The 26729-nt window shown below is 49.6% G+C and carries 26 protein-coding genes; 9 read left to right on the forward strand and 17 right to left on the reverse strand.

Going from position 1 to position 26729, the window contains the following annotated elements; translation table 11 throughout:
• Window positions 1–213: 213 nt before the first annotated feature.
• The 4 genes from EDM56_RS01810 to EDM56_RS01825 all read right to left on the reverse strand — a co-directional run bounded on the left by EDM56_RS01810 (window position 214) and on the right by EDM56_RS01825 (window position 6137).
• Window positions 214–1674, reverse strand: a complete 1461-nt coding sequence (locus tag EDM56_RS01810) for a polysaccharide deacetylase family protein (RefSeq protein WP_425456265.1) — start codon at window positions 1672–1674, stop codon at window positions 214–216.
• A gap of 229 nt (window positions 1675–1903) precedes the next feature.
• Window positions 1904–3358 (reverse strand): polysaccharide deacetylase family protein, encoded by a 1455-nt coding sequence (locus tag EDM56_RS01815; RefSeq protein WP_122916164.1) that lies wholly within the window; start codon window positions 3356–3358, stop codon window positions 1904–1906.
• A gap of 236 nt (window positions 3359–3594) precedes the next feature.
• Window positions 3595–5172: an MDR family MFS transporter gene (locus EDM56_RS01820; protein WP_342772365.1), complete on the reverse strand. Its 1578-nt coding sequence runs from the start codon at window positions 5170–5172 to the stop codon at window positions 3595–3597.
• 272 nt (window positions 5173–5444) lie between these two features.
• Window positions 5445–6137 (reverse strand): response regulator transcription factor, encoded by a 693-nt coding sequence (locus EDM56_RS01825; protein ID WP_122916165.1) that lies wholly within the window; start codon window positions 6135–6137, stop codon window positions 5445–5447.
• Between the two features lie 142 nt (window positions 6138–6279).
• Here EDM56_RS01825 and EDM56_RS01830 point away from each other — a divergent pair, with 142 nt between their 5' ends.
• From EDM56_RS01830 to EDM56_RS01840, 3 genes are read left to right on the forward strand one after another with little or no spacing between them, the layout of a single operon-like run.
• Window positions 6280–7209 (forward strand): alpha/beta hydrolase, encoded by a 930-nt coding sequence (locus EDM56_RS01830; protein WP_246009221.1) that lies wholly within the window; start codon window positions 6280–6282, stop codon window positions 7207–7209.
• Between the two features lie 20 nt (window positions 7210–7229).
• Complete coding sequence (locus tag EDM56_RS01835; protein ID WP_122916166.1) at window positions 7230–8873, forward strand: flavin-containing monooxygenase; 1644 nt, start codon at window positions 7230–7232, stop codon at window positions 8871–8873.
• 32 nt (window positions 8874–8905) lie between these two features.
• A complete protein-coding gene (locus EDM56_RS01840; RefSeq protein ID WP_122916264.1) occupies window positions 8906–9640 on the forward strand; it encodes an SDR family NAD(P)-dependent oxidoreductase in 735 nt (244 codons plus the stop codon).
• Window positions 9641–9712: 72 nt separating this feature from the next.
• Here EDM56_RS01840 and EDM56_RS01845 read toward each other — a convergent pair whose 3' ends face one another.
• The 3 genes from EDM56_RS01845 to EDM56_RS01855 form a co-directional block, all read right to left on the reverse strand.
• The gene (locus tag EDM56_RS01845) at window positions 9713–10471 is read right to left on the reverse strand and encodes an SDR family NAD(P)-dependent oxidoreductase (protein ID WP_122916167.1); all 759 of its coding nucleotides are present in this window, start codon (window positions 10469–10471) and stop codon (window positions 9713–9715) included.
• Between the two features lie 30 nt (window positions 10472–10501).
• On the reverse strand, window positions 10502–12136 hold the full coding sequence (locus tag EDM56_RS01850) for an ABC-F family ATP-binding cassette domain-containing protein (protein WP_122916168.1): 1635 nt from the start codon (window positions 12134–12136) through the stop codon (window positions 10502–10504).
• A gap of 410 nt (window positions 12137–12546) precedes the next feature.
• On the reverse strand, window positions 12547–14037 hold the full coding sequence (locus EDM56_RS01855) for a 4-hydroxyphenylacetate 3-hydroxylase family protein (protein ID WP_122916169.1): 1491 nt from the start codon (window positions 14035–14037) through the stop codon (window positions 12547–12549).
• Between the two features lie 281 nt (window positions 14038–14318).
• Between EDM56_RS01855 and EDM56_RS01860 the strand changes: the two genes are divergently transcribed.
• Window positions 14319–14966 (forward strand): Crp/Fnr family transcriptional regulator, encoded by a 648-nt coding sequence (locus tag EDM56_RS01860; RefSeq protein ID WP_122916170.1) that lies wholly within the window; start codon window positions 14319–14321, stop codon window positions 14964–14966.
• Window positions 14967–15006: 40 nt separating this feature from the next.
• A complete protein-coding gene (locus EDM56_RS01865; RefSeq protein WP_122916171.1) occupies window positions 15007–15624 on the forward strand; it encodes a Crp/Fnr family transcriptional regulator in 618 nt (205 codons plus the stop codon).
• Window positions 15625–15739: 115 nt separating this feature from the next.
• Here the strand turns inward: EDM56_RS01865 and EDM56_RS01870 are convergent, their stop codons facing one another.
• The 3 genes from EDM56_RS01870 to EDM56_RS01880 all read right to left on the reverse strand — a co-directional run bounded on the left by EDM56_RS01870 (window position 15740) and on the right by EDM56_RS01880 (window position 19432).
• Window positions 15740–16885 (reverse strand): response regulator, encoded by a 1146-nt coding sequence (locus EDM56_RS01870; protein WP_183192251.1) that lies wholly within the window; start codon window positions 16883–16885, stop codon window positions 15740–15742.
• On the reverse strand, window positions 16860–18668 hold the full coding sequence (locus EDM56_RS01875; protein ID WP_148040347.1) for a sensor histidine kinase: 1809 nt from the start codon (window positions 18666–18668) through the stop codon (window positions 16860–16862). Before EDM56_RS01875 ends, EDM56_RS01870 begins: the two co-directional genes overlap by 26 nt.
• A gap of 374 nt (window positions 18669–19042) precedes the next feature.
• Window positions 19043–19432, reverse strand: coding sequence for a carboxymuconolactone decarboxylase family protein (locus tag EDM56_RS01880; protein WP_122916174.1), 390 nt, complete (start codon window positions 19430–19432; stop codon window positions 19043–19045).
• A 111-nt stretch (window positions 19433–19543) separates the two neighbouring features.
• Here EDM56_RS01880 and EDM56_RS01885 point away from each other — a divergent pair, with 111 nt between their 5' ends.
• From EDM56_RS01885 to EDM56_RS31755, 3 genes are all read left to right on the forward strand, one after another.
• Entirely contained in the window at window positions 19544–19936 is a 393-nt protein-coding gene (locus EDM56_RS01885) for a MerR family transcriptional regulator (protein ID WP_122916265.1), read from the forward strand.
• 49 nt (window positions 19937–19985) lie between these two features.
• A complete protein-coding gene (locus tag EDM56_RS01890) occupies window positions 19986–21686 on the forward strand; it encodes a DUF262 domain-containing protein (RefSeq protein ID WP_122916175.1) in 1701 nt (566 codons plus the stop codon).
• Window positions 21687–21874: 188 nt separating this feature from the next.
• Window positions 21875–22333: a hypothetical protein gene (locus tag EDM56_RS31755; protein WP_246009222.1), complete on the forward strand. Its 459-nt coding sequence runs from the start codon at window positions 21875–21877 to the stop codon at window positions 22331–22333.
• Between the two features lie 93 nt (window positions 22334–22426).
• Here EDM56_RS31755 and EDM56_RS01900 read toward each other — a convergent pair whose 3' ends face one another.
• The 4 genes from EDM56_RS01900 to EDM56_RS01915 all read right to left on the reverse strand — a co-directional run bounded on the left by EDM56_RS01900 (window position 22427) and on the right by EDM56_RS01915 (window position 24461).
• On the reverse strand, window positions 22427–23110 hold the full coding sequence (locus tag EDM56_RS01900) for a YdeI/OmpD-associated family protein (RefSeq protein ID WP_122916176.1): 684 nt from the start codon (window positions 23108–23110) through the stop codon (window positions 22427–22429).
• A gap of 85 nt (window positions 23111–23195) precedes the next feature.
• The gene (locus tag EDM56_RS01905; protein ID WP_122916177.1) at window positions 23196–23375 is read right to left on the reverse strand and encodes a hypothetical protein; all 180 of its coding nucleotides are present in this window, start codon (window positions 23373–23375) and stop codon (window positions 23196–23198) included.
• Window positions 23376–23564: 189 nt separating this feature from the next.
• On the reverse strand, window positions 23565–23987 hold the full coding sequence (locus EDM56_RS01910; RefSeq protein WP_122916178.1) for a DUF1259 domain-containing protein: 423 nt from the start codon (window positions 23985–23987) through the stop codon (window positions 23565–23567).
• A gap of 54 nt (window positions 23988–24041) precedes the next feature.
• Window positions 24042–24461, reverse strand: a complete 420-nt coding sequence (locus EDM56_RS01915) for a DUF1259 domain-containing protein (RefSeq protein WP_122916179.1) — start codon at window positions 24459–24461, stop codon at window positions 24042–24044.
• Between the two features lie 56 nt (window positions 24462–24517).
• Between EDM56_RS01915 and EDM56_RS01920 the strand changes: the two genes are divergently transcribed.
• The gene (locus tag EDM56_RS01920; protein ID WP_122916180.1) at window positions 24518–24700 is read left to right on the forward strand and encodes a peptide deformylase; all 183 of its coding nucleotides are present in this window, start codon (window positions 24518–24520) and stop codon (window positions 24698–24700) included.
• A gap of 221 nt (window positions 24701–24921) precedes the next feature.
• On the opposite strand, the gene EDM56_RS01925 is transcribed toward EDM56_RS01920, so the two are convergent.
• The 3 genes from EDM56_RS01925 to EDM56_RS01935 all read right to left on the reverse strand — a co-directional run bounded on the left by EDM56_RS01925 (window position 24922) and on the right by EDM56_RS01935 (window position 26665).
• Window positions 24922–25200, reverse strand: a complete 279-nt coding sequence (locus EDM56_RS01925; RefSeq protein ID WP_122916181.1) for a hypothetical protein — start codon at window positions 25198–25200, stop codon at window positions 24922–24924.
• A 59-nt stretch (window positions 25201–25259) separates the two neighbouring features.
• A complete protein-coding gene (locus tag EDM56_RS01930; protein WP_246009223.1) occupies window positions 25260–25685 on the reverse strand; it encodes a hypothetical protein in 426 nt (141 codons plus the stop codon).
• Window positions 25686–25957: 272 nt separating this feature from the next.
• Window positions 25958–26665 carry a DNA alkylation repair protein gene (locus tag EDM56_RS01935; RefSeq protein ID WP_122916183.1) on the reverse strand — a complete coding sequence of 236 codons (708 nt, stop codon included), beginning with the start codon at window positions 26663–26665 and terminating at the stop codon, window positions 25958–25960.
• Between the last annotated feature and the right edge of the window lie 64 nt (window positions 26666–26729).

Here is a 26729-nt window from a genome sequence, read left to right on the forward strand (position 1 = left end):
CATGCGAGACCATCCGATTCAACCGCCAGAAAAAGGGGAATGACACTCTTTTTGCTGCCGCGTGCCTACGACAACCGCTTTCATCGCGTTTAGCCACCGTTTTCCTGCCTATTTCAACATTCTAGCAAGTGAATCTGAACATTTTCTGATCAAAACTACACCGTTGTCGGCATGAAAAAGACACGGCTTCAAGCATACCGTGTCAATTCTCAACTATTTCGCCTGTTTGATCATATCTGCCATTTTCACGAAAACAAAGCCTTTCTTCCGCAAGCTTTCGATCACGATCGGCAATGCCTCAATGGTGTGGATGTCATCGAGCATGTGCAGCAGAATGACACTGCCTTTTTGCGTCTGCTTCATGACGCCGTTTACGATATCCGCCGCGCTGTTTTTGGAATCCCAATCCAACGTGGTCACATCATACATGGCAATGTCGTGATAGCCAACTGCGGAGATTACTTTCCCCATCTGATCGTCCACCACGCCAGTCGGCGGTCTGAACAGCATCGTAGGCTTTTGCTGGATCGCCTCGGTGATGACTTGATGGGCTTTAACCAAGTCCTTCTGCAATTGATCGGGCGTCAGCGTCGTTACAACCGGATGGCTGTACGAGTGATTCGCTACATCATGGCCGCCGTCCACCATCGCTCTCGCCAGGTTCGGATTGGTCTCGACCCCTTTCGCCCGCAGGAAAAATGTCGCCTTTACATCGTACTTCGCCAAAATATCCAATATTTTCGTAACCGTTTTGTCACTGCCCCAGTCATCAAACGTGAGCGCGATTTGCGGCTTGTCCGTTTCCACATTATAGATGAGCCTGTACTGCTTGTTCTGGTAGTTCATGTCGACTTTGACCGCATCATAGCCCGGAATCTGCTCCAGTGGCTTACGCTCGCCGCCATTTTTGACCAAGTCGCTGAGCGTGACGAACTGATAGCCGATGTTCTCCGCCGCCTTGGCAATCAAGGGAATGGACGGAATCACCTCGGGATTGATGTCGGCATTGAGCGAGACGATCCCTCCTCTAGAAATGAATCGCTCGACATAGTCGCCGATGGCCTTCGCTTTTTTCATGTCGCGGTCTTTCGGATTGATGTTATAGCTCACGACGGCTTCCATCCCAAGCTGGGCGGCTGCCAGACGCACATCATCTGTAAAGTCGCCGGACTTGGTTCGTATATATCGCGGACTGATACCCGTTTCCTTTTTAATGACCTCGTTGGTCAGCTGGATTTCTTTGTAGACCTGCTCATAGCCGAGCTTGTTCATATCCAGCTGGTTTAGCGTGTTGTTCTCGATCTCATGGCCTCTTTGCAAAATATCGCGAGCGATATCCGGCTCTTCGGCCACCCTCATCCCGGGCAAAAAGAACGTCGCCTTGATGTGATAGCGATCCAGCTCGTCGAGCAGCTTGTCCATCATTGCCCGATCGCCCATCCCGTTGAAGGTAAGCGTCAATTCTTTGCGCGATGTGTACACATACGGGATGACTTTGCTTTTCTCCCCTTCGTAGCGGGTGATTTTTTGCTCCGGGGCTGTTTTTGGGGGTGTCTCGCTGACCTCCTGGCCTCCGCCCAGCATGCTGCAGCTGGTCGTGAGCACGAGCGCTGCCAACAAAACCGACGCCTGAATCATTCGAAGTGTTTTCGCCCCGCGATTGCGTACTGCCATCCTGTCCTTGCTCCTTTTCTCTCTATGAAAATCACGGTTCATTTTCTTCCCAAAAAAGCCGTTCATCTGTTTATCGACGAGCAGCAAGCTTTTAGTGAGACGCAGTTCTTTCCAATTCAACATTGTATCGGTCCTGTCTGAACATTTTCTGAACATGGTTGCAATCCTGTACAAAGAAAAAGCGGCGAAAATCCGTTTACGTTTCGGATTTCCGCCGCTATTCCGGCAATCACTCTGCCACCATTTCCGACATTTTCACAAAGGTATAGCCTTTGCTGCGCAGCTGCTCGATCAGCACGGGCAATGCCTCGATGGTGTGTGTATCGTCAAGCATGTGCAGCAAGATGAGGCTGCCGTTCTGGGTCTTGTCCACGACCGTCTTCACGATATCCTCCGCTGTCTTGCTCCTGTCGTGATCGGAAGGGATGACGTCAAACATTGCGATCGTATGGTAACCGGTAGCTCCGATCGCTTTCAGCGTCGATTCATCGTAAGCGCCAGCCGGCGGTCGGAAAATCATCGCAGGCTTCTGTTGGATCGCCTCGGTAATGATCCGGTGAGCCTTCACGATCTCCTCCTGAAGCTGTGCGGCAGGAATGGTCGTGCCGATCGGATGGGAGTATGTATGATTCCCGACATCATGGTCCGCTTCCACCATTGCACGCGCTAGATTGGGGTTTTTCTCCGTGCCGTCTGCCCGCAGGAAAAACGTTGCCTTTACGCCTTCTTTGGCCAAAATATCGAGAATCTTCGTGACGGTATAGTCGCTTCCCCAATCGTCGATGGTAATCGCGACTTCTTTTTTATCCGTTTCTTTGCGGTACATCAGCTTATACGTCGCATCGCTATAATTCGGATTGATCACAGCCGCATTGTACCCCTCGATGGCTTCAAGCGGCTTTCGTTCCCCGCCTTGCTCGATCAGCTTTTGCAGTGTGACGAACTTGTAGCCAACATCTGCCGCAGCCTTGGCAATAAGCGGAATCGTCCCCGGCAGATCTCTGTTTTCCTCGATATCCAAGGCGATGATACCGCCACGGTTGATATATTTGCGGATATAGCGATTCTTCTGCTCCGGTGTCTCCTTTTCCCAGTTGTGCAAGAAAAGGCTGTAGCCGATCACCGCTTGCATACCGTTATGAGCTGCGCCCAGCCGGACATCGTCGTTATACGTAGCCAATGTCGTCCTGACATACCGGGGTGCGATCCCGGCCTTCTGCTTGATCAGTTCATTCCCCGCTTTAATTTCTGTGTAAACTTTTTCATAGGGCAGCTTGGTCAAGTCTTGCTGATTCATCGTATTGCTTTCGATTTCATGGCCCCGCGCCAAAATCGCCTTCGCGATGGCAGGCTGCTTTGCCAGCTTGTTGCCCGGGAGAAAAAAGGTCGCCTTGATCTGGTACTTGTCCAAATCATCCAGCAGCTGCTTCATCTTCTTTTCATCCCCAAGACCGTTAAACGTAAGAGCCAGCTCCCGCCGTGTCGTGTACACCATGGAGATCGCCTTGCTCTTTTGACCGGTGTAACGGACGATTTTTTGTGGGGCCGGGACTGGCTTTTTGGTTGTTGCTGCGGAATCCGCTCTCCCATCAAATGTTCCGGTACCGGCCAGCAGCACAAGCGCCGTAGCGAGCACCAACGCTTTTTTGAGGAAGCTCCAGCCTGTTTGTTTCACTACTGCCATCTTTACGCTCCTTTTCTATCGATCACAACAGAGATTCGAGTCGATATACAAATATTACGTTTCGTTAATATCGACAATTGTTAAAATTATACAACGACTCCGACACTGATGGCTAGGCATTTCCTTCTGCCATCTTCTCCCACACAAAGAAAACAGCCGCTTGTTTTATGTAAGAATGAACAAGCGGCGTGAAATGGTACCATGGTCCGTATTGTTTTGGCGCAAAGCCCAGCGCACTACGATTTCGTCACTGTATCCTGTGCGGATGCCTTACTTTTCGTCGGTGCACTCGCAAGCAGACGGGCATTCCCCATCAACACCGATGCTGCCAAGCTGACGCAGACGAACAACAATCCGAGCAAAAACACCGAATCCAAAGACGAGCTGAACGCTTGCTGAAGCCCTTCCACGATGTCTACAGGCAGGCTAGCCCGCGTCCCCGCATCCAGGAGCACCTGCGGATCGGTCAGTTTGTGGAGCTGATCCGCAGGCAATGACGCCATCTGGCTGCTCAGACTTTCGATCTGTGTACTCATCCGTTGCATCAGCAAGCTGCCCAGGACGCTGACGCCCACCGTCCCGCCAATCGAGCGGAAAAACTGCGAGGACGAGGTGGCGACTCCCCGGTTGCTGAAATCGACCGCGTTCTGGGCCGCCGTCCCGATTGTCGGATACACCACCCCCATGCCCAAACCAGTGATGATCATGTAGAAGATGATCTCAAGCTTCGTCGTCTCTACCGTCATCTGGCTGAACAGCATGAACCCGACAGCCATCAAAGACAGGCTGGGAATCAAAATCGCCCGATAGGTCACCTTGTTCATCATCCGTCCGCCGATGGTCGTCGAGACGACAACCGCCAGCATCATCGGCGTCAAAATGTAGCCGGCGATCGCGGGACTTACCCCGACCACCCCTTGCACGAACAACGGAATGTAGACGATCGCTCCAAACATGCCGGCACTCATGAAAAATCCTATTATATTGCTTACAGCGATGGTCCGATTGCGAAACAAATGCAGCGGAATCAGCGGTTCCTTGACTTTTGTCTCGATCCAGAGAAACAAAGCGACGAGTGCAATCCCTGCGGCAAACAACCCGATGATCGGAGGCGAGCTCCAAGTGAAATGTCCGGCGCTGCTACCGCTGTCGCCTGCCAGTACCAGCGCAAGCAGCAGGCAAACGATCCCGGCGCTGAAGGTGATTGCCCCATACCAATCGATATAACGCTTTTGCTCAACTTTTCGTTCCTTCAAAGCAAATGCCATGATGAAGAAAGCGGGTAGCCCGAGCGGAAGATTGATGAAAAAGATCCAGCCCCAGTGAACATGCTCGGCAATTAAGCCGCCAAGCATGGGCCCTATAATGCTTGCAAGCGCAAAAACCGCACTGAACAGCCCCATAAATTTCCCGCGCAATTCTAACGGAAACTGATCGCCGATGATCGTAAACGCAATCGGCATCAATGCCCCAGCCCCTAGCCCTTGCACAGCGCGATAGATGACCAGTTGTGTCATACTTTCAGCAAGCCCGCATAAAACAGAGCCTGCAAGAAATAAGGCCAAACTGACCAGATACATGTTTCGCCGCCCGAACAAGTCCGCCAGTTTCCCGTAGATCGGCATCGTCGTCGTGGAAGCAAGCATGTAAATGGTGAACACCCAACTGTACAGCGACAGGCCATCCAGCTCTTTGACAATCGTCGGCATGGCCGTGGAGATGATGGATTGGTCCAGTGAAGCCAACACGAGTCCGAGCAATAACCCTGCGGTAATCCATCCTAGTTTCGGTTTTTCCTGAGTCAAAGTTTGCACGCTCCCTTTTCTTATCAGGAGGATGAGCAATGCGTCGACTTCATTGCCCTTGCTGAAAAAATGACCTCCTGTCTATTTCGCTGGCCCGCGGAAGCAGCATACAAAATATAACGAACTGACCGAAAAAAGAATAGACTTATACTTACCGGTGCGTTATTCTATAGCTAAGGAGCGCCCTGTGGATTGCAGGGTGCTTTTTTTTGTTTTGAATTGATTTTCAAAAAAAGACACCGGATCATCGCTCCGCGTGCCTGTACACCTCCGATATCCTCTTATAAAATGAACCCTCTCCGAAACAGCTCCCCAACCGCATGCGAGCGGTTCTGCACCCCCAGCTTTTTAATCGCCGTCTTCACATATTGCTTTACCGTCAACTCGCTGATTTCCATCGAATCGGCCATTTCCTTTGTTTCTTCGCCCCAAGCGATGCGCCGCATGACTTCCAATTCCCGTTTGCTTAGGAGCTGCGAGTCGACTGCGCCGTTTGCTCCATGCATCGTCTTGCCGACCAGCTTCCCAAACAGCGTAAGCGACGAGAGCGTATCATCATCGATCGCCTTCCCCTCAAACGTTGAGCTGCAAATGTACCCGATCACCACCGTGCCAAAACAAATCGGCGTGACGACCAAGGCATTGATGGATGAACGCATGACGTCTTTGCTACTCATGAACTTCAAATAGTCGAGCCCCGTACAATACTTAGCTTTGCGCTCGCGGATCGCCGTGTGGATGATCGGATAGGACCGGATGTCCTCGCGAATTTCGCCGATGTGCACCAGCTGATCCGATTGGAGCGATATGATCCCTTCCGCAACGTAACCCAAATGCGAGTAACGCAGCAAGAATGCATCCAGAACGGGAAACAGCTCGAGATAGATTGTAAGAATCATATATAGTTGCTCTTCATGACTGGCGATTGCCTCAATCTTTCGCACATGTTCACGCAAGGTATACTCAGGGGTCATCATACCATCTCCTTTTGGGGGATACCGCTCACCACATCGAGGGAATGTTCAGATTATACAAAAAATAATACCCTTTAGGTAGTCATTTCGATTGTTTACTGAAGTTGAAATGCGAAAATGTCCAAGGAAAGGGTGTTGTTTCGTGGCTACACTCGATTCGCAAGCAAAACTGCATGTGGAGATGTTTTCCATCCTGTCCGAGTTTCCTTCCATGGATCCACAAGCCGTGCGTAACATTCTTGCGCAAGCCCCGCCGATGGAAGTCGAACAGGCACCGCTCGCCCAAACGGAAGATCGGCTGATTCCCGTTGATCCAGATACGGACATTCGGATCAGGATCTACACACCGGAAGGAACCGGGCCATTCCCTCTCTTTGTGTACTACCACGGTGGCGGCTGGGTGATCGGCGATATTGAAATGACGGACGCAAGCTGCCGCATGATTGCCAACCGAACAAGCCATGTGGTCGTGTCTGTCGATTATCGGCTTGCCCCTGAACACAAGTTTCCCACTCCGGTGAATGATGCCTATGCCGCTCTTCAATGGGTGCAGCAAAACGCCGCCGAGCTAAATGCAAACGCTTCCAAAATTGTCGTTGGCGGTGACAGCGCGGGCGGTAATCTTGCGGCAGTCGTCGCCATGAAATCGCGGGATGAGCAAGGGCCAGCTATTTCAGCCCAAATCCTCATCTACCCTGTTACCAATCTGGACTTCAACACCTCTTCCTATCAATCCTTTCAAAAAGGGTTCGGCTTGGATCGCGAGCTGATGATCTGGTTCGGCCAACACTACCTTGCCGATGAAGCGGACAGCCGCCATCCTTATGTGGCTCCCCTGCTCGCCGATGATTTCAGCAACCTTCCGCCTGCTTTTGTGATTACTGCGGAAAACGATGTCCTGCGCGACGAAGGGCTGGCCTATGCCAATCACTTGCAAGCGGCCGATATCAAAGTCGAGTCACTTTGCGAAGCAGGATTGGTTCACGGTTATTTCTCTAATTTACTGGTCTTCCCGGATCGGATCAAAGCGGCAATTGCAAAAATCGCTCAGTTTTTGCAAGAAGTCGAATAAATGACAGGGAGGTTGAACAAATGACATCTGTCCAACAACACCATCCCCGCGTTCCCGCCTTCGATGCGGTGGTCATCGGCGCAGGATTTTCGGGTTTGTATATGCTCCATCGGTTGCGTGAGGCCGGATTTTCCGCGCGGGCTTATGAGGCGGGAGACGGAGTCGGCGGCGTCTGGTACTGGAACCGATACCCGGGCGCACGCTGTGACTCCGACAGTATTTACTACAATTATACGTTTTCCGATGAGCTGATTCAGGAATGGACATGGTCATCCCGCTATCCAGAGCAGCCGGAAATCTTGCGCTACCTCAATTTCGTCGCTGACAAATTCGATTTGCGGCGTGATATCCAATTTGAGACCCGGGTCACGTCCGCCCACTATGACGAGGGCCAAAATCGCTGGAACATCCAGTTGGACGACGGCTCAAGCGTCAGTGCCACCTATTTCATCTCCGGGGTCGGTTGCCTGTCCGCTGCTAACATCCCCATCTTCAAAGGCTTGGAGAGCTTCAAAGGCGACTGGTACCATACCGGCCATTGGCCGCACGAACCGGTTGATTTCAAAGGAAAGCGAGTGGGCGTCATTGGGAACGGTTCAAGCGGCGTTCAGTCCATCCCCGTCATCGCCCAGGAGGCGGCGCACCTCACCGTATTCCAGCGGACCCCACAATACACGATCCCGGCGCGAAATCATCCATACGATCCGGATTTTATCGAGCAAACGAAGAAAAATTTCGGTGAAATCAAGCAAAAAATGTGGGATTCATGGGGCGGTATCCCCGTGGCGCCAAGCATGCGTTCCGCGTTGGAAGACACGCCGGAAGAGCGTCAGGCCAAATACGATGCGGCTTGGGCAAAAGGCGGATTCTCCTTGTCCTACTCCTACAGCGACCTGACCTTTAATGAAGCTGCCAACGACACAGTAGCCGAATTCATCCGCGAAAAAATACGCGAGACAGTCCATAACCCCGAGGTGGCCCAGAAGCTTTTGCCCCGCTATTATTTCGGCACGAAGCGGCCGATTTTGGATACGCATTATTTCGAAACCTACAACCGCGAGAATGTCACCTTGGTCGATGTGAAGCAAACACCTATCGAGGAAATCACACCAAACGGACTCAGAACGACTGAGGCGGAGCACGAGCTGGACATCCTCGTTTTCGCCACCGGCTACGACGGCATGACCGGTCCTTTATTGAAAATCGATATTCGCGGCAAAAACGGGGTGACGCTCAAGGAAAAATGGGAGGACGGCGCGCAGACCAGAACGTATCTCGGCATCGCCAATGCTGGGTTCCCGAACTTTTTCATGATCACCGGTCCCGAAAGCCCTTCCGTACTGACCACCATGCCGCTTGCGATCGAGCAGCATGTCGAATGGATTGCGGACTGCTTGTGCTACCTGCGCGACCATCGCATCGACAAAATCGAGGCGACGGAAGAAGCCGAAGAAACATGGAGCAAGCATTGCAGCGAAATTGCCGAATCGACCCTGTATACAAAAACCGATTCCTGGTACACAGGCGCAAACATCGCTGGCAAACCGCGCAGATTCCTGATTTATTTGGGAGGCTTCGGTGTATACCGGAAAATTTGCGATGATATCGCGGCGAAAGGATACGAAGGCTTTTCACTGCTGGCTTCTCGGGATGCCGTGAAGTAGCGATGAACAAAAAAAGAAACGGAGAAAATGACATGTCCTTGCAAAATCGCGTCGCAATCGTGACAGGCGCTGGCAGCGGTATCGGCCGTGCCTCCAGCCTCGCGCTTCTCAAAATCGGGATGCGCGTCGTAATTGTCGATCTCGATGAAAACGGCGGAGGGGAAACGCTCCGACTGGCCAAAGAACAAGGGGGCGACGCCATGTTCATCCGGGCTGACGTCTCCAAGCAGGCAGAAGTGGAAAACTATGTGGCAGTTGCGATGGAAGCGTACGGAAGGATCGATGTGTTCCACAATAACGCTGGCTTTCTCGGCACCCCCACCCTTTTGACAGAGCACAGTGAAGACATGTTCGACAAGATCATCGCGATCAATCTGAAAGGGGTGTTCCTTGGGCTGAAATACGTGCTCAAAGTCATGGAGGCACAGCATTCCGGTGTCATCATCAACACCTCTTCTGCTGCCGGCATTCACAGCCAGTCCTACATGGCGGCATACTCGGCAAGCAAACACGGCGTGGTCGGCCTCACGCGGACCGCTGCCGCTGAATTTGGCCCGAAGGGCATCCGAATCAACGCGATTTGCCCGGGCGGCGTTTTAACCAATATGACGAAAGGAATGGATTTGGACAATCCGGAGCATAACGGTCCGCTCCGACGACCCGCATCGCCTGAAGAGATCGCCAATGTCGTCGTCTTTTTGGCGGGAGATGAGTCGAGCTATATGAATGGGGCGATTGTTCCGGTGGATGGTGGGCTGACGAGTTAAGCAGCATGAAAAGAAGAACCATCCGATGTGGAATGGTTCTTCTTTTCCGTTGGTCTTCCTTACGATTTTTCTTTACACCGTCAAGCTGCCGTCTACAGACACGACCGAGCCAGCCATGAAGCTCGCTTTATCGGACGCTAAAAACAGGACAACCTCCGCAATCTCGTCGGGTTTACCGTGGCGCCCCATCCGCATCGGAGACAGCTCCTCCGGCACATAACCGCCATTGGCAAACGTATCCGCTACGCTTTTGAAAATGGCCGTCTCGATTCCGCCAGGGCATACGGCATTGATACGGATTCCTTTTTTTGCATACTCAATGGCCGCTCCTTTCGTCAGTCCGATGACCGCATGCTTGCTCGCGGAGTACACGGCGATGCTGTGCTCGGGGCGGATGCCGGCGGACGAGGCAGTATTGATGATCGCGCCATTCCCTTGCTGCTCCATCACCGGAAGCACATATTTCATCCCGAGAAAAACGCTTTTCACATTGATGGACATGATGCGCTCATATTCCGCTACATCGACGGTTGTGAACGGAGCGAACTTTTGAATGACTCCGGCATTATTGAACAAAACATCAATGCGTCCATATGCCTCAACCGCCTGGTTCACATAATTCTCCACATCTTCCTGCTTGGAAACGTCCGCTTTCACGAAGATGCCTTCCCCGCCTTGCCCCTTGATGAGCTGCAGCGTTTCTTCGCCCCCGGCCTGATTGTAATCGACCAGAACAACCTTGTACCCGTTTTCTGCTAGCTTGATTCCAGTTGCTCTGCCGATTCCGCTTGCCGCTCCCGTTACCACCGCTACTTGTTTTTCCTGCATCATTTCATTCTCTCCTTTATGTTGTCTTTTGTCTCAAACCTTCAGCGCTCTCGCTTTTTCCACATAGCTTTCATAGCTTCCGTCATGCACAACAGCCCCATCGCGATGCAGCTCTACGATTGTATCGGCCAGCTTGTTCAGGAAATAACGGTCATGCGATATAAAAAGAAGTGTGCCCTCATACGCCTGCAAAGTGGACTCCAGCACCTCTTTACTCGCCAGATCCAGATGGTTTGTCGGCTCGTCCAAAACAAGGACGTTCGCTTCTTTCAGCATGAGCTTTGCAAGTGCGACGCGCGCCTTTTCGCCCCCGCTGAGCGAAACGATTTTTTTGAAAACATCCTCGCCCGTGAACAGGAAGTTCCCCAAAACAGCCCGGATTCTAGCCTCCTCGATATGGGGAAATGCATCCCACACCTCGACTAAGATCGTGTTATGGAGATTGAGAGAGGCTTGCTCTTGGTCGTAATACCCAATACTCACCTCCTTTCCCCATATGATCTCTCCGCCATCCGGCTGCTTTTCGCCGATCAGCGTTCGGAGCAACGTCGTTTTGCCGATCCCGTTTGGACCGATCAACGCCACCTTTTCGCCTCGCCGCAGCTCGAAATTGATGTTTTGGAGCAGCGTCTTGCATTCACTCGCTTCGCCTGCGCTAATACGGACGTCACGGACAAAAAGCACGTCCTTAAACGAAGGCTTTCCACTTCCAAACGACAGCTTTGCGCGTTTTAGCTCGCCCTGGGGCTTGTCGACTCGCTCAAGCCGTTCCAGCTGCTTCCTCTTGTTTTTCGCGCTTTTCGCTGAGGTGGCGCGAACGATATGCCGCTCGATGTACGATTCCATTTTGGCAATCTGCTCTTGCTGCTGCGTGTAATTTTTCGCTTGGATGGCGTTCGTCAGCTCTTTTTCCTTTACATATGTTGTGTAATTGCCTGTATAGCGGCGGATGCAAGCCCGCTCGAGCTCGTAGATCCCCGTGACAACCGTGTCCAGAAAGTAGCGGTCATGGGAAACGACGAGGATTGCCCCAGGATACGTGCGCAAATATTTTTCCAGCCAGGCTAATGTGACAAAATCAAGGTGATTTGTCGGCTCATCGAGGATGAGCAGCTCCGGTTCGGTAAGAAGCGTTTTCGCAAGCGCCAGCCTTGTTTTTTGGCCACCGCTCAATGTATGGATGGGAGTATCCAAAGGAACGTCCCCAAACCCCATGCCGTGTAGCATGCCTCGGATTTTCGGCTCGATCTCATAGCCGCCTTGCTCCATGAACCAGTTGGATTTCTCCGCATATCGCTCCATCGTCGTATCGTATTTTTGGGCATCCGCTAAAATGGCAGGATCGCCCATCAGCTTTTCCAACTCTCTCAGCTCAAGCTCCGTCTGACGCAATTCAGAGAATGCTGAGAGCATTTCCGTCTCGATCGCATTCTCCATCCTCAGTCCATCGTTTTGACGCAAATAACCGATCTTCGCACCCTTGGCGAGAAATATGTCCCCGCTGTCATAGGGGATCTCGCCTGCGATCACTTGCAGGAGAGTCGATTTTCCTGCCCCGTTAACGCCGATCAGTCCCACCCGTTCGCCAGGCTCGATTTTCATGGACACGCCTGAGAGCATCGGCGTGCCACCATACTGTTTGCTGATTCCATTCAGTTGAAGTAACATGTGTTCTCACTCTTTTCTTCGATAGTAAAATCCCACCCCCTCATGAGCTGCACGCCTGCCTGGAATCCAGCGAATCATTTGCATTACTCCATTCCTCCTTTTGAAAACGCAAAAAAGACGCCGAAACAATACCGGCGTCTTCCATTGAATGGTATGAAAAAACTAGCTGCGACTATTCGCAACGCTTAGAAGGCTAAAGGTACCGGTACCTGTTCTCGATATGAAATTTGCATGCTGAAAAAAGGGCAGACTGGTCCCGTTGCAAGCAAATCCCCGAGCAAAATGGGTGTTTTTACCATTTTTACTTTCATCGCGAAAACAGTGTACATCACCTTTACCTCCTTTCCTTGAACAAAATGAATACTTAATGCTTTTAACTATAGCTAATTGCCGCTAATAAATCAAGACTCCTACTGCGAGATCGTCTCCGATCCTGTCTCCGCTTTTGCCTGATACACGCTGAGGGCCTCGTCGACCAGGGAACAAGCGTGCACACGTTTGAAGTTGTTGTAAAAAATCGCGCGTTTGCGGAGCGGATCGCCCGTATAGTAGCGTTCATATTGCAGCAGCCGCTGCCCGAACGCTTCGCCGCACAAATCCCATGCCAGCTTGAACAGTCGGACCCGCTCCGTGCCGGAGATTCCTTCTCGTCCCGCATAATACTTCTGCATATCTGCCGCCAGGTCCGGATGCTCCATATCGCTATCGGTCGGAGACATGAGCAACCCGCCTGCACCGATGATCTGCATGACCTCGATCGCGCGCGGATACACTTTCGGGAGAAGCCCGCGGATTGTTTCGAGCGGCACATACCCCGGCATTAGCTCACCCGATGGCAAGATGTCGTACTCCTGCTCGGCGACCTTCAGCAGCGCCCGAATGGATTCCAGCGACTGTGCCAGCTCGCCCAGATCATTTTGGACATTCAGAAATACGTCCACGCCGATCGAGTCAGCAAGCCGCATCGTTACCTCTGTGGCGAATTGCAGCTTCAGCAGGCCCCTAACCCCTGTCTGGTGCGCAGGCTGCTGCCCGATGCCAGTCTGCGGATACAGGCCGTTCGCCGCTTCCACGTTGTTGTATAGAAACAGGCGATCCCACGGCACCAGTACGTCGTCAAACACGAGCACCGCGTCCATCTCCTCAAAGCGCGATGCCAGCGGATGATCATAAACGGACCGGGTTCCATCCTGCATCGGCTCCCGACAAATGATGCGCAGGCCCGGCGTATCGATCGGCAGTGCAAATGCGAGCGCATACCGCTCATCCCCCGGCTTGAAGCCCGGGAACGAATAAATGATCACTTCATCCGTGATCGGCGCAAGCGTCGCCAGCATTTTGGCGCCTCTGACGATCAGCCCTTCTTCTGTTTCTCTCACTGCGCCCAGATGCGTATACATATCCTGCTGCTCATGCGATGACTTGCTGCGGTCATTTTGCGGATTGATGATCGCATGGGTCAAAAACAGATCGTTGTCCCGCACATGCTTGTAATAATTTCTCGCGTTTTCCGCCCATTGCGGATTGTACTTCTCCAAAAACGAGGCGTTGTGGTACAAAGAGGTCAGCACAACATTGAGAAAGTCCGGCGTTCTGCCCATCAACCCGAACGTAGCGCGGGCATACGCTTCATACAGCGCGCGCCTCGCCTGCAGATCGGCCGGTGTTTTGACGACAAGGAATGCGTTATTGACCCGTTCGCCAGTCTCCTCACAAATGTGCGTAATCTGCTCCTGGTACTCCTCATCGTGCTGCATATCATACAGCTTCGCAATTTCAAGGATCGGCTGCCGAAAAATAGCTTCCTCACATACGTTCGTCACTCTTCGCCCTTGCAGCCAAATTTCCGGCTGCCGGGATTTCAAGCCTTTGATGTACTGGGCACCAGTGCGGATTCCCATCGTGTTTCCCCCCTGTTAAATGGTTTGGATGATTGCATTATAATATCTGACGATTTCGAACATTGTAGCCTACTTAACGTCACCGCCAAGAAAATAACGGCTGTCGCGAGTTTGCTGCGGTAGCGGAAGTGTAAATCAATTAACATGATTTCGATTTTTTCTGGAAAAGCCGGTCATTTCACAGCAGGCATATTGTGATGAGTGATCGTATTTTTATATAATTGCGATAATTGTTTTATTGATGCATTGTCATGATCATTGTGTGGGAAGGAGCGTTGGTCATGGTATCCCCATTTGAAACCGATATGAAATGGGAAACGTTCTTGGAGTTCGGCACCCGTCAATTTTTCAAAGCAAAATCGGCCATCTACAGACAAGAAACCATGGGGGAAGGCTTTTACTATCTGCATAAAGGCTTGGTGAAAATCGTTACCTCAACCGTCAAAGGGAACGACCGCCTGCTCAACATCGTGGTCCCCGGTCAAATCATGGGACTTCAGTCCATGGACCAGCATTTGCACTTCACCACAGCCATCGCCGTCAAGCATGCGGTTGTCTACCACTTCTCCTGCGCACAATTTCTCGACATGCTGAAAGTTCGCCCCGAATTACTGTCGCTTCTAACCCAAACCGTCAATCAAAAAATGCGCATCCTGCTGAACGTGATAAATCTGAAAGCGCTTACTTCAGAAGAGCAGATCGCCCGTCTCTTGCTCAACATTTGCGAGGATTTCAAAAACCACGAAGTCCCTCTCACCCAGCAAGAGCTTGCCGATTGCGCCGGACTCACCCGGATCACCGTCTACAAAATCCTGAAAAAATGGAAAGAAGACGACATCATTGAGCTGCGCAACCGCACCTTTGTCATCAAGCACCCCGAACGGCTGAAGCCCCTGCTGGTCGAAAGCCAGGCGATCCAAACGGTATAACAGACTGGCGACAGAGGCTTGCAAAGGAGCGGTGATCAAAATGGCGAGCTTGCGCTATCAATGGACCCCATTCTTACTGTATGGCAAAAAGCTGGAAAGTAGTAAACATACGACCGTTTACAGCCAAGGGGAAACCGGGAAAGGGTTTTATTATCTTGATAAGGGTAGTGTGAAGATCACGCTGCTGTCAGACAACGGCCATGAGAGAACCATCGATTACGTCCCGACCGGCGGATTGTTCGGGGAGCATGGCGCTTATAACGGAACCTACCTGACATCGGCCATCACCACCTCCCCGTCCGTGCTGCACTTTTTTTCCGATGATGCTTTATCCCGCGTCTGCCGTGAGCATCCGCATGCAGCCATACTGTTTACCAATTCACAAATTTTCAAAGTGCGCCTTCTCGCCGAGATCATCGCCTACCAAGACAGTCCGGTCGAGCTGCAAATGGCCAATTTTTTGCTGAAGCTGACCGCAGTCCACGGCGATGAGCATGTCCCCATCGACCAGACATCGTTCGCCCGGTATATCGACACGTCGCGGATTACCGTGAACAAGATTTTGCAAAAATGGAGGCAGCAAGGGCTAATCGAGCTTGCGGGACGCAGTACCATTCGGGTGGTCAATGTCGCGGGCGTGCGGGCGATTTTGGGGTAACCGTAAGTAGCGGCTGATAGCCGAAACCGACTAAAAGATTAATGAGAGACTTCGCTATAAAACGAAAAAAACGCGCAGCATCAAGCTTTCGCGTTTTTTTCAAGTGAAGGATGATTTACTTTTTATTCGATAATCGACGAATGCACAAATCATAGAAATAGATCAGCTCCTCAGACGGACGAATGCCGAGTTCCCGATTGAGCAGTTGAACATAATGGGTATACAGCGCCTTCAAGCCTTTTTTGTCCCCAGTCATCTCGCATATTGTCATACGTTGGCGCAAAACCGATTCGTCCAATGGATTGCGTTCGTTCAGCTTGATCAGCAGCTTCGACGCGGAAGCCGTATCCCGCAACGAAACCAGCACTTCTATTAGCCGCTTCACGAACGCAGTGTACATTTCAACATAGCGTTCCGTCTCATGAATGGCCCATACATACGCTTTGTCGCCGAATAGGTCGCCTGTATACAGCCGCTCGATTTGCAACGCGCTTTCCACATTCCTGCTTTCCATTGTCAGCAGATTATCCACCTGTTTTTCGAACTCGATGTAATCAATGACTGCATCCTTTAACGCAAGCGCGTAGCCATCATTTTCCGAACGTACGACATCGCGAATACCGATGGCTTCCAGAGACTTCCGCAGCTGGTACACGGTCGTATTCAAGTAATTCGCTGCATTACTTTCGTTCATTCCCCCAAACATATCCGTGAGCAGCATAGAGCGGGGAATTCGTTTTCCGCGCCCTAGAAGCAAATACGCGAATAGCTCCGCGCATCTCCGTGAGATCCACTTGACGCGGCCTACATCATTGCTAACGACAACGTCGCCGAGCATCGTCACAACGATTCTTCCGGATTCTGTAGGGACAGCCGTTGGCGCCGCAGGATGAAGGACACGTCGGTTCGTCTGCGCGCGATTCACCGCCTTCTGCAGCCGCTCTTGGGATACCGGTTTGACCAAGTAATCCATCACGGACAAATCGTAAGCTTCCAAAGCAAATTCCTTGTGAGACGTGACAAAGACGATTTGCAGCGCAGGATCAGCCACTTCCATTCTTGCTGCGAACGCCAGCCCGCTCTCACCCGGCATGGAAAGGTCTACGAAAGCCAGTCCGACATCGGCATGCTCCCGCAAGAAAGCGGCCGCTGAACCTGTATCCGTAAAAGCCCCTGCCACGTGAACATCGGGCAGCTTACCCAGCATTTTGCGCAAAATCAGGTGCATCACCGGCTCATCGTCCACCAAAATAACTTTCATACGCGTCCTCCTCCCTTCCACCATCGTTTGAGACAGGCAGGGTAAAAAAGAAAGTCGTTCCTTTTCCCGGCTCGCTCTCGAACCACAGGCTTCCCCCCTGAATCCGGACGAACTCGCGGGTCAACGCCAATCCGAATCTCGTCTCCCCCGACTCGTCAACGGGTGCCATCGCTTTTAAGGCGGGTTCCTCCATGCGCAGCAGCTCCGCCGTCTGCTCATCGATTCCCACCCCATTGTCTGTCACGGACACAACGATCAAATCGCCTTCCAAAACAGCCCCGATCTCAATCGCCCCACCGCTTCCGGTAAACTTGATCGCATTGGAAAGCAAATTTCGCAAAATAAGATCAAGCATCTCTTTGTCAGCGATCACTTTCAGATTTTCATCGACTTGCTCCGTCAACAAAATTCGCTTCATGCCTGCCTTCGAGCCTACGAGCAGCAGTGCCTGCCGGACAACCTGTTGCAAATTCCAGCCTAACGGACGAAACACGACCTTTCCTTTCTGGCTGCGATACCAATCCAGCAAATTTTCAACAAGATGAAAGGTGCTTTGCACCTGGCCTTTGAGTTCCCGCACCACTCCGGCATGTTCAAGGTCGGCGGCGGTCAACTCATCCCCCAGCAGTTCGGTCAAATTGACGAGCAGCGCGATCGGATCGCGAATGTCATGTGCCACGACGGTGAACAGCTTGTCCTTAAACTCGTTTAGCTCGGACAGTTGGCGAGCGTTCTCGCGCAGTTGGGTCTCGCTTTCTTTTAACTGGGTAATATCGTTGAACACCAGCAGCTTGCCAATCAGCACCTTGCCTGAGTCGTGGACCAGCGACAAGCTGCAGTTGTAATGCCTGGTGCGGTTCCCCTGAAATCGGTGGAACGGAAAGCGCTCATCCCCTTCCGTCGTGGAACGAATGTGAGCAAGCAGCTCCGGATTGTCCACCAAAACCTTTCCCATATCGGCGGGGTATTGTTTCGTCAACACGAGTTCGGGCAGCACTTCCCCGGCTGCTTGGTTGTAAGTAACGATCTGGTCCTCATAATCGAAAAGGACGACCCCGTCCCGGATCGTTTCGAACACTTTCGCCATTGCCAGCGGAGTTAGGCGAAGCAGATGAAATCGGTAAAACCCCCATACGTAAGCGATACCCGAAATAGCGAAACCGAACGGGGTTAAATCAACGGTGCTGCCAGTCCAAAAAAACAAATTGCAAAACATCGGCGCGATTGCCCCCAAAAGGAGGATCCCAATCTGCTTTCTCACGATTGGCAATGACCGCCAATACATCGGGATAAATAGCAAAATCCCGCACAGTAAAACAAAATAATTATAGATCGCATGCACCTTATACCAGGGACCCTTGACCGTCGTATACAAAGGGACCAAGCCGTGCTCATTGAAATCATAGCGCTCATAAACCAAATGATGCCAATCATTGGTCAAATGGAAGAAAAAAACGGCAGTGGGGATCGCGAACAACAACAGCGCTAATCGTTTGCGATACGTTGCTGCCGTTCCGGTAAATTGGATGACCTGAAAAAGCCAGAGGGTCGTAACGAAGGGAATGCCCAAATATTCGATATGTAGCGACAGCTTAACCTCATCCAGGTTTCGACTCAGTACCTCAAACGCATAGCCAAGCGCATAGAAAGCCGCCGCCACCATGATCAAAATCATAGTTTTGGCAACAGGCACATGACGTTTCCGATAACACACAAAAGAGACGAACACCATCAGCGCCGTTGCGAGAAAAAGCGTAATCGCCATAACTTGTCGAGTGTCCACGGTTTCGTCTCCCTTGAATGAAGTGCATGCTGACTTCCAACGCCTGCATGACGGTTCAGCATAAATCTGATTACATACAGAATATCATTTTCTCTGTCAATTCTTGCTTCAACTTTATATTTAATCTCCAGATCGAAATAATCGAGCGCATTCCATTAGTAGCAGAGGGTATAAACGCCTACTTTTCATCGATTTCCCTTTCTGCCTTACATATTTATTATCGTTTGAACTTGGGAACATAGTGATACCTTTTCGCAAAAACCGCAAAAAAAAAGCCCACGTCTCGTTGTGAGAATGTGAGCTTTTTCCCTAGCAATCCGTTATCTATATGATTCGAATGCACTAGATTCAGCCGTTCTGCGTTCGACCTCCCTTCAATTCGCCACCTGCACATTCCGCTCCGCAAAAACGCGCTTGGCCACAAAAATCGCATTCAAGGCCCTTGGAAAACCAGCATACGGAACGCAGTGGGTGATGGCTTCAATCACCTCTTTTGGAGTAAGCCCCACGTTGAGAGCTGCGTTGATGTGGACATGGAGCTGCGGTTCGCAGCCTCCTTGGGTCGCAAGCGAAGCAATGGTAACCAGCTGCCGCTGCTTCAAGTCCAGACCCTGCCTTGGATAAATTTCACCAAAAACGAATTCCACGATATAAGAACCCAGATCAGGCGCGATGTCCTGTAAGGAATCGATCACTCGCTGCCCGCCTTCCCCATCGACCTCCATCAATTTTGCCCATCCTCGTTCAAAACGTTCGTTTGCCATTTCCGTTCCTCCCTTGCTCGTTTCCAAGATCTATTTGTAGCAACGAGACAATCGTATCGTTTCGAGTGCACTCTAAGGCAAGAGCTTTTATGCTATAATAGGTCTATGGAAATGGAAAAATTCACAATTCAACAAATATCGACGATGACAGGACTTTCGGTGCATACACTGCGCTATTATGAGAAAATCGGGCTGCTTTCCGGAGTCGACCGCGACGCAAACGGCTATCGCCGGTATACGAAAGCCGACCTGTCCTGGCTGCAATTTATCATGCGGCTACGCGCAACAGGCATGCCGATCAGCGAGATGAAGGAGTTTTCCGACCTGCGTAGCCAAGGGGATCCAACGATCAGCGCACGGCGGGCGTTATTGGAGACACATCGCAAAAACGTCTTGAACCAAATCAGTGACTTGCAGGAAAACCTTGTGAGCATTGAAGAGAAGATCGTCTATTACAAGGAGTTGGAGGGAGTGCCTCAGCAATCAACGAGTGGCAACCAGTAATACATAGTTCAAAATTCTTCTAACGCAATAAACGGAGTGTGAAGTGGCAATGGCAGCAGGAACGATTGAAGCAAACAAAGAGATTTTGCAGAAGATTTTTTCCGAGGATTTTTGGTTTCTCATCCCGGAATATCAGCGGTCATATGTATGGCAAACGGACAATCTGACCGAGCTGGTCGATGACTTGTATTTCGCTTTTGAAAACAAGCCCGAGAATGATTATTTCCTCGGTTCATTGGTTTTGAAAAAACTGAAGGAAAGCTCGTTCCCCGAGTATGAAGTGCTGGATGGCCAGCAGCGGTTAACGACGTTTTTTCTCATGATGGCAGTCCTGAGGGATACCATCGACACCCCGCAATACAAGAGTACGCTCCAGAAAAAAATCTTTCAGGAAGAAAGCCCGCTCGAAAACATTCCTTCCCGTACGAGACTGACCTATAAAATCCGGGACAGCGTGGAAGATTTCATCCAGCAATTCGTGATCAAACCGGAAGGCACAACCGATGCCGCTGCGCTGCAATCCCACTTGGAGAGCGACAACGTATCGATCGCCAATATGGCGAACGCGATTCTCGTTTTACGCGAGGAAATGCTGCAGATCAAACAAGCTCACGGCCTGGAAGAGTTCGTCAAATTCATCTTCAACAAAGCGCTGTTCATTTATGTGTCGACAGAAAATACGGAAGATGCGTTCCGCTTGTTCACCATTTTGAATAATCGCGGAATTCCGCTGACGAACGCCGACATCCTGAAATCACAAAACATCGGCGTGCTGCCGACGGAAAAGGAAAAAAACAAGCACGCAAAAATTTGGGAAGAAATCGAAGGCAAGCACGGCGATGATTTCGATCGTTTCCTGCAATTCATCCGCACCATCCTCGTACAGGAAAAAGCCCGGGCGAACTTGCTGGAAGAGTTCAACGAGAAAATCTACCAAGTCAAGCCGCCTCAAACCCCTCGCCTCCAATTGGGCAAGGAGACTATCGATTTTATCCATCGGTATAATGAGATTTATGAAGAGATCATCGAGCTGCAAAACGCCAATCTCAGTAACAGCTTCAAAAATTTGCTGACGATCATGAAAATCGGGTTGCGCTCGGAAGACTGGATTCCGCCGCTGATGCACTATTACGCCAAATTCGGCACGAAAGAGCTGGAGCACTTCCTGAAGAAACTAGAGTACAAGTTCACCGGCGACTGGGTTTGCGGGATCACACCGACAATTCGCCAGGATGCGATGAACAGCATTTTGAAAATGATCGACCAAACCCCAGCGGACCAGCCCGACCAATTGCTGGCGAAAGACCAGCTCTTTGAGATCGACGTGGAAGAATTCGCCCGTACGATCGACGGAAACATTTACAAAAAGCAATATGCGCGGCACCTGCTGCTGAAGGTCGAGTATTTATCCGGCGACAATACCGTTCACTTGTCGAACTACCAATACATCACGGCTGAACATGTTTTGCCGCAAAACCCGCCGGATAACAGCCAGTGGACACGCGATTTCACTGAGGATGAACGGAACCAATGGGTGAACAAGATCGCCAATCTGGTTCTGATCAGCCAGAAGAAAAACAGCGCGCTAAGCAACCAAGATTTTGAGCAGAAGAAGAAAACCTATCTGTCAAAGCGGATCGATGCCTTCCACGCCAATAAAGTATTTATCGAGCAGCATACCAAATGGACCCCGATCGTTTTGCAAGACCGCCAAGTCCAATTGATTGCCTTGCTGGCAAAACCACAGTAAAATCCAAAAGGGAGCTGCACAAGCTGCTCCCCTTTTTTTCTTATTCGTCCGGCCTCTATCCCCCTCGTTCCCTGTTCGACAGTGTACGACAGTTGTAAAAAAAGGATATCGACAACCTTTGCCGAAATAGTCCTTGATTCCTAATCCCTTATTCCTACATACTTTCCAGTCAGAGAGGAGAAGCAAGCGTGCAACAGCGTACGACAAGACCGACACCCACTCAACCCAACCGTTCCACCCCTCCCCAGGCCAATCGGGCACCAGGCAATCAGGCAAAGCCAACAAGCAATCCGCCAAACGGAACAGGCACGGCTAACGCTGTTGTTTGCCGTAAATGCAAGTCACCGCAAATCGTCGCCAACAAAAGAGGCTACAGCTTTGCCAACATGTTCAAAACCCTTGGCTGGATGGCATTGCTTCCTCTTTTGGTGCTGGTGATTGGTGTTTTTGGAACAACCTATTTGATGTTCAATAGCGGTTCTTCCATTCATGAAGGTCTTATCGCATTCATCGCTATCATTTGCTGGATTTCGCTTAGTTTATCGTTGCCGGTAAGCATCCTTGTCGGGTTTGTCGGAAGAAATGAAATCGTCAACGGCTGTATGAACTGCGGCTTTAAGTGGACACCTGCTATGAAAAAGAAATAGAAATGAGGGGCTCTCTTTTTGATAGAAAGCCCCTCATTCCTTTGCAAGTCCAATCCTGTCGCTGATTTCACAACCGCCCCACGAACTTACACGCTACTTCTTCTGCCGCCGATACAAATCCATCGTTTTATAGCCTTCGCCCAAAACCGACTCCATTTCCGCCAAGCGCTTCTCTTGCGTCTCTTTTTTCTTGGCGCTAAACACATAACGTGCCCAGTCTTTTTGGTAGCCCGGCGTCAACCCGTTGTATTTGTCGAGTGTCTCCTTGTTCCGTTCCTGGAAAAATGCTTTTATATCTTCCACGTGCTCGATATAATCATCCACACATTGACTCTTTGGCGCAGCAGTTGCTGCCTTTTTCGCTTTCTTTCCCTCTGCTTTCAGGCCGATGATGGTAAACACATCATTTAGACTCACCATTTTGGCGAACTTTAAGATGCTGTCTTGAATATATCCGTCCTCATCGACAGGCACGCTTTGAAAGAAGCTGTCCCGCTCGATATATTGTTCGTATTGCGGATTGTTCTTTTTTGGATATGCAAAGTAGACGTATCCTTTTTCCGCCACAAGCTGTTTTTCGATGATCATCTGAATGTTGCTAGTGAATTCCTCTAGCTGGAAAACGAACAGCACGATCACGTCATACTTATCGTTAGTAATCGTAGTGTCGTACTCGATCTCGTCAAAGTCGGTAACATCGGCCGGTTTATTGAGAATGAGCTTTGCCGGATGCTTGCGTAGATTCAGCTTGTCGACGATGGTCTTTTCCGAATTCATGCTCCACGTCCTCCTCAGGTGTTCGTTGCGTTACCCCTATCATATCCCACCCGAGGACTGCATGAAAGCAGCATGAAAAAGCTCTCTAAAATTGAATCTTTCCCACATAGGTGCAAATCCCGGTAATGACCGCCGCGATCAGGAAGATCGTGAAAAACCACTTGGTAAATCGAAGGCTCACCCAAGACCCTTCCCACCATGCCGTCCAATAAATAATTCCCCCGAGTAAAAGAACACTGATAAACGCAATGAACGCGTTATACATATTTCATCCCCAAACCTCTCTATCGTTTTTCACACTGAGCTATGTTTTGCTGGTAAAAGAATAGCCCACTTTCTTTCTATTTTCTATCTCCATAAAGGGGGATTTTTGGACAGTGTTACTCATTACCCAAAAAGAAAAAGCCCCGTTAGCCACGGGGAAGACCTTTTCTGTTAATATGATTCCTCATCATTAGCCTAAAAAGGCAATCGAGCGTTTGACTTTCTTTGCAAATGCAACGGGATTATCGATCGACTCCCAGTGAATATACATCAGACGTGGGTTCTCAAACAACCAGTGATTATGGACGGCTGTCACTTTGATCCCGTTCTTGCGGAGATTGGACAACAATCGATTCACTTGGTTCTGGAAGAGAGCCGTTTCCCCTAAACACAGTGCGCGGCCTTTACTGTCCAACGATTCAAATGAGAACAGCTGATAACGTACCAATGGAGATGTGGTACGTCTACCTAAAATCGCTGCATTAAACTTCCTGTTTCTACTAACAAAACAAACCGGACCTTTTGTAATTTCATGCTCGGTTCCACCTAAAATAGTTGAAAATTGGTTGCATAGTCTTCTAAATTGGGGACTTGCTTTCGCGTGTGCAGCCATACAAAACCAGCCTTTCGTTATAAGATAATCATTCCGCTTTTTTGCTCTACTGCATTAGCCCAGGAATGCAATCGATTCTTTGGTTTTTCTCGCAAACACAATCGGATTCTCAATGGCCTCCCAATGCAAGTATAGTAAGCGAGGATTTTCTTTGAGCCAGTGATTATGAACCGCAGTTACTTTTATCCCCCGTTTGCGAAGATTCGACATCAAGCGATTCACTTGATTTTGATGGCAGGCAGTCTCCCCCAAACAAAGCGCCCGGCCAGACTTATCCAGAGATTCAAACGAAAACATTTGCATTTGAACCAAAGGAGAGTTCGTTTTTCTGCCCAGTATCGTCTCCTTTATGTTCTTCATTCGCATGACAAAACAGACCGGACCTTCATCAACCTCAGATTCCCCACCTAGGATTTTGCCAAATTGGGTACAAAGCCGTTTGAATCGCGGGCTTACCTTCACATGTTCTGCCATATAAATCCTCCTTTGACCATATTCGGACTATCTTATGTTCAAAGAGGAGAAGGGTCTTGGACGAAACACCGATGATAGGAGAACAAAAATGGAGTGTGGCTTTTCCGGTCGTTGTAGCTAAACAAAAGAAAAAACCGAGTGAAACTCAGGGCAACTGCCTGAGTCTCGTCGGCTTTGGAGTAAACTTATATGGAGACGATAGCATTCTATTCTCGCTAGGTACATTTACAGTATCCTAGGCTATAATCAAAGTAAGTCTTTAAATATAGGAGGATCGAGCAATGGAAATTCTTATGATTTCGGTGTTGGCAGGTTCCGCAGTTTTATTGACGGTTAGTGCTGTAATGAATCATCAGACACTAAAATTATTGAGAAAGAAATAAGAGCGGGGCTAAAAATAACATTAACCCTCAAAGCCTGGCTTTGTTTGCCAAGATTCAATCATTGCTACAATTTCATCTTAGTCACTTGTTTGAATAGAGTGAATGGGTTCATCCCATTGATAATCACGAACAATAACAAGCCTAAAGCTTCCCTCTGAACAAAAATCAGGATACCACCCTAAATCAACGATTATTCTTGAGCGCTTGTTTTCTACTTGCAATAAATCCTGTTTAAAGTTGAACCAAATTTCCTCATCATCTTCTTTAATCCTGTTCGGGTCAATTTCCGTAAAATCGTTTAATTTCACGTTCCAACCTGAAGGAATCCGTAATGATTGTAATCGTGGATTGTTCACTTATTGCTCCCCCGTGCTATCAAAATAAAATTCTCCATTTCTCTCCTTACGTCTGTCTTCTAGCCCTGTTTAGACTGCCCAACCCAAATATCCCCGACCTTAATTTTATACAATTCATCCTTACCATAGCTCACCTCAACAGTCTCCGATTTGTACGCTCTTCTCTTTAAAGTCTCAACCTGTTTTTCCGTCTTAAAGCCTAATTGAATGTCTTCTAGAATATCTGAAATCCAGTAGTTATCAGAGTCAATATGAAGCTCCCATAAAAATTGCCCTAGGATTTCTTGATTACCCAGCGCTTTATATGGGAATTCCTTTACTTCGTTACTTTTATCGAACACATTATCGTAGTTATGCAAACAATCTCGAATCGCTACTACAATTTGAGAGTTGATGAAGTTTGGATGATAGAGCCAAATCTTGAGATAGAAAGGTTCATTTAGCCGGCTAAGTTCTCTATACCATGAATGATATACCTCAATCATGGATTCCAAGAGTAACCTAGAATACCAAAGGGGCGGATTGCGCCTGACAAGTCTATAAAACGGGTCAATCCATAGCTTTACATAATCTCTTTGATTATCTTTCAATTGGTCAATGTCTAAATGAAGAAAGCGTAATCTCCATTGATCGAGCTGTAAAAATATAACCCTTCCATTCATTTTGGAAGAGTTTTTTCACCGATGTATCTTGTTTTAATTTTCCTGACCAACAACGCGACATTCCCCACGTGGAGATATTCGCAGATACCAACAGTTTAACACCTTACATGTTTGCGTTTGAAACCAAGCTGGTTTTTATCTACTGCCTTTTGAATATTTACGGAAGCGAGCAAGAAACTGCTTGTTCCCTTGTTTTGTTTCACTTCTACTGGCCCTACTGCCTTTGCGGTCTCAACCGCCTTATCATGGAGCGGCAAATAGGATACCCCCACGGTGTAAATAAAATGATTCATCGCGTATTTAGCGCGTTGGGGGGATTCGTGAATCGTATTTTTTACCATTTCAAGCATATTGGCAATTTTACTCTCTGAAAATTCACGATCCTGGCGATTACCCAAAAGCCAGCAGTAACAACTCCAGCCCGCTGACATTCTCAACTCTTCGCCGCTTGCGATCCATCTATCGGCAACCTCTTGTGCAATATCTGTTTCTGCCAAGGTTACGGCAACCACATAATCGGACAGCATATAAAAATAAGCTGCATCTATCCAGCGCTCAAAATCCGCCTCAGTCATTGTTTTTGGGTCTGCAATGATGCCGGCAAAGTACATGGCGTCATAGTTCCCTGTGGCGTAAAGCTGCTCAGCCAAAGATTGATTGATTTTGATTTTCTTGACAAGGGGCTTCATAGCGCCTGTCGCCACGCCAAAAAGCGGTTCGTGCGCACCATTGGATACGTACATTTTCTTGAGTCGTTCCTTACCGAGAGCTTCAAGCTCCTGCATGACCGTTTCTACATTCACTGTTTCATACTCCCTTCTTTTTTGGGGATTTTACCTTAAGATGAGAGCCATCAAATCAGTAGCG

This window comes from Brevibacillus fluminis, assembly GCF_003710825.1.
Lineage (GTDB): Bacteria > Bacillota > Bacilli > Brevibacillales > Brevibacillaceae > Brevibacillus_D > Brevibacillus_D fluminis.